The organism is Streptomyces sp. NPDC093109, assembly GCF_040701725.1.
Classification (GTDB): Bacteria; Actinomycetota; Actinomycetes; order Streptomycetales; family Streptomycetaceae; genus Streptomyces.
In genome coordinates this window covers 1-3,645 of the sequence record NZ_JBFBEZ010000100.1, presented here as the reverse complement: position 1 = coordinate 3,645, position 3,645 = coordinate 1, and the positions used below count along the sequence as shown (strand labels likewise).

The 3,645-nt window shown below is 73.2% G+C and carries 2 protein-coding genes; both read right to left on the bottom strand.

Annotation, left to right across the window (positions count from 1 at the left end; genetic code table 11):
- Positions 1-827: beta-ketoacyl synthase N-terminal-like domain-containing protein (locus AB0389_RS37675; RefSeq protein ID WP_366400101.1), on the bottom strand; the 827-nt coding region annotated here is incomplete at its 3' end.
- 11 nt (positions 828-838) lie between these two features.
- Positions 839-3,645 (bottom strand): SDR family NAD(P)-dependent oxidoreductase (locus AB0389_RS37670; RefSeq protein ID WP_366400100.1); only part of this gene is annotated, 2,807 nt, incomplete at its 5' end.

Here is a 3,645-nt window from a genome sequence, read left to right as displayed (position 1 = left end):
ACGAGGGCGACGCCTTCGGACCAGCCGGTGCCGTCGGCCGCAGCGGCGAAGGCCTTGCAGCGGGCGTCCGGTGCCAGCCCCCGCTGCCGCGAGAAATGTACGAGCGTGTCAGGCGCCGCCATGATGGCCGCACCGCCGGCCAGGGCCAGGTCGCACTCGCCTGAGCGCAGTGACTGGGCGGCCAGGTGCAGTGCCACCAGCGACGACGAGCACGCCGTCTCGATCGTCACCGCCGGGCCCTCCAGACCGAGGGTGTACGAGATCCGGCCCGAGGCCGCGCTGCCGGAGTTGCCGATGCTCAGCAGGCCCTCGACCTCGGGGGGCGTTTCCCGCAGGGGAGGGGCGTAGTCGTGGTACATCACGCCGGCGAACACCCCGGTCTGGCTCCCCTGCAGGGAGGCCGGGTCGATGCCGGCCCGCTCGATGGTCTCCCAGGACACCTCCAGCAGGTGCCGCTGCTGTGGGTGGAGTGAGAGCGCCTCGCGCGGGGAGATGCCGAAGAACTCCGCGTCGAACCCGGCGGCGTCGTGCAAGAACCCGCCCTCGCGGACGTACGCCTTGCCCGGCGCGTCGGGATCGGGGTCGTACAGGCCCGCCACGTCCCAACCGCGGCCGTCGGGGAAGGGCCCGACGGCGTCCGTCCCGGAGTCGACCAGCCGCCACAGATCCTCGGGGGTGGCGACGCCCCCGGGCAGCCGACAGCCCATACCCACGATGGCGACCGGCTCCTGGGAAGCGGCCTCCGCCTCCCGCAGTTTCTCGCGGGCCTGCCGCAGTTCGACGAGGGTGCGTTTCAGGTAATCACGAAGAACGGTGTCATTGGTCACGGCGGACTCCTTCACGCCTTCGGGGACTGGGGCAGGTCCAGTTCGGCTTCCGCGAGCCGCAGGATCTCTTCGTCGGTCGCCAACTCCAGGTCGGAGTCGGCCGCAGCGCCGGAGCCGTGCCACTTGGCCGCCAGCTCGCGCAGCCGGCCCGCCACCTCCGCGCGGTCGTCGGGTTCCGGCAGCAGCCGGTCGAGTGAGGCGTCCAGCCGGTGCAGTTCCGCGAGGACCGCAGCGACCGTTCCGTCCACGCCTGAGCCGCCGTCCCCCTCCTCGCCGAGGCCGAACTGCTGCTCCACGTGGCGGGCGAGCGCGGTGGGGGTGGGATAGTCGAAGACCAGGGTCGCCGGCAGCCGCAGGCCAGTACTGGCGCCGATGCGGTTGCGCAGGTCGACGGCGGCCAGCGAGTCGAAGCCGAGGTCCTTGAATGCCTGGCGTCCGTCGACCGCCGCAGGCGCCGCGTGACCCAGCGTGGCCGCCGTGTGCGCGAGCACCATGTCGAAGAGCTGCTTAGAACGTTCCGGCGCGGTGATCCGGCGCAGCCGGTCGAGAAAGGAGTCCGACGGCTCGGCGGCGCCCTGCCGTGCGGTGGGCCGAGTGCGGGGCACCAGGTCCCCGAGCACGGCGGGCGGATTCGCGGACTGCCGGAGCGCGGTGAGGCTGAGCTTGACCGGCACCACGACGGAGGGGCCCTGCGCCGAGCTGCCTCCGCGCAGCGCGGCGTCGAAGAGCAGCAGCCCCTCCTCGTCGCTCATTGCGAGCACTTCCCGCTTGAGGTGCCCGCGCGTGCCGTCCAGGAGCGCGCCGGTCATCTCGCTGGCCTGCTCCCACAGGCCCCAGGCCAGTGAGAGCCCGGGCAGACCGAGCCGTCGGCGGTAGGCGGCCAGACCGTCGAGGAACCCGTTGCCCGCAGCGTAGTTGCCCTGCCCCGCGTTGCCCAGCATGCCCGAGGCCGACGAGAACAGGACGAACGCCGACAGGCCCAGGTGCTCGGTGAGCAGGTGCAGGTTCCAGGCGCCGTCGGCCTTCGGGCCGAAGACCCTGTCGACCCGCTCGGCGTCGAGCGAGGTGAGCACTCCGTCGTCCAGTACGGCGGCGCTGTGGATCACGGCGGTGAGCGGGTGGTCCGCCGGGATGTCCGTGAGGAGGCCGGCGGCCGCCGCGCGGTCACCGATGTCGGCCGCCGCGACGGTCACGGTGGCGCCCAGGGCGGTGAGTTCGTCGCGCAGCCACCCGGCCCCCGGGGCGTCGGAGCCGCGCCGACTGGTGAGCAGCAGGTGCCGTACACCGTGGTGGGTGACCAGCCGCCGGGCGACCAGTGCGCCCAGCGTGCCGGTGCCCCCTGTGATCAGCACGGTGCCTTCCGCGTCCAGTCCGGCCGACCCGGTCTCCTCGGACCGCAGCCGGGCTAGCCGTGGTACGAGGACGTCACCGTCGCGCAGGGCCAGTTGCGGTTCGCCCGTCGCGACCGCGGCGGGCAGCAGTGCCCGGGACGCGGCCATGTCGTCCACGTCGGCCAGAACCACCTGCCCGGGGTTCTCCGACTGCGCCACCCGGGCCAGTCCCCACACCGAGGCCATGGCCGGGTCGTACCGCGCGTCGCGGGTGAGGATCACCAGCGGGGCGGCGGGCTCGGCCGTGCCCAGGTGAGCCTTGATCGCCTCCAGCGCACGGGTGACCAGGTCCCTGGAGTGCCTGGGCAGGTCCTCGTCCGCGGCGCGGGCATCCGTCAGGTCCAGCACGGTGTCCGGCGCCGGTTCGGCCGCCGGCCGCGTGCCGTCCACCGGGAACGGGGCCCAGTCGGTGGTGAACAGCATGTCGGCGACGCCGGTTCCGGCGCCGATCCGGTGGACGTCGACAGGACGGGTGGCGAGCCTGCCGACCGAGGCGACCGGAGCGCCCGTCGGGTCGGTCGCCTCTACCGCGATGTCGTCGGCGCCCACCGGGTTGACCCGCACCCACAGGGCGGTGGCACCGGTCGCGTGCAGCACGGCGTCGTTCCAGGCGAACGGCAGCCGGGCCGGTGTCGTCTCACCACGACGGCTCGGCAAGAACGCGGCGGCGTGCAGGGCCGAGTCCAGCAGTGCCGGGTGGAGCAGGAAAGCGGAGAGGTCGGTGTCGTCCGGCAGCTCCACCTCGGCGAAGACCTCCTCGCCCCGCGTCCAGACGGCCCGCAGGCCCCGGAACAGAGGGCCGAATTCGAAGCCGGCCGCGCGCTGTTCGTCGTAGAAGCCGTCCACCGCGACGGGCTCGGCGCCCACGGGCGGCCAGCTCTCCGGGCCGACAGCCGGTGCCGGACGAGGCTCGGTGTGAAGCTGTCCGGCGACGTGCCGGATCCAGGCCGCGTCCACGTCGGCGTCGTCGGCACGCGAGTGTACGGTGACCGGCCGCAGGCCGGTGTCGTCGGCCTCGCCGACGAAGACCCGCAGCTGCGTCCCGCCGGTCTCCGGGAGCGTCAGCGGCGCCTCGACCACCAGCTCCGACACCGCGGTCGCCCCCAGTTCGTCACCCGCGCGGACCACGAGTTCCAGCAGGGCGGTGCCGGGCACCAGCACCATCCCCGAGAGGGCGTGCTCAGCCAGCCAGGGCTGGGTACGCAGGGAGACCCGGTTGGTGAACACGGCCGCGTCCGACTCTGGAAGCCGCACGACCGCGCCGAGCAGCGGATGCCCGCTGCCGTCCAGGCCCACCGCACTGATGTCGGTGGCCTCGCCTTCCGTCTTCAACCAGTAGTGGTGGTGTTGGAAGGGGTAGGTGGGGAGGGGGGGGTGGGGTGTGGTGGGTGTGGTGTGCCAGGTGGGTGTGTGGTGGGTGTGGGTGT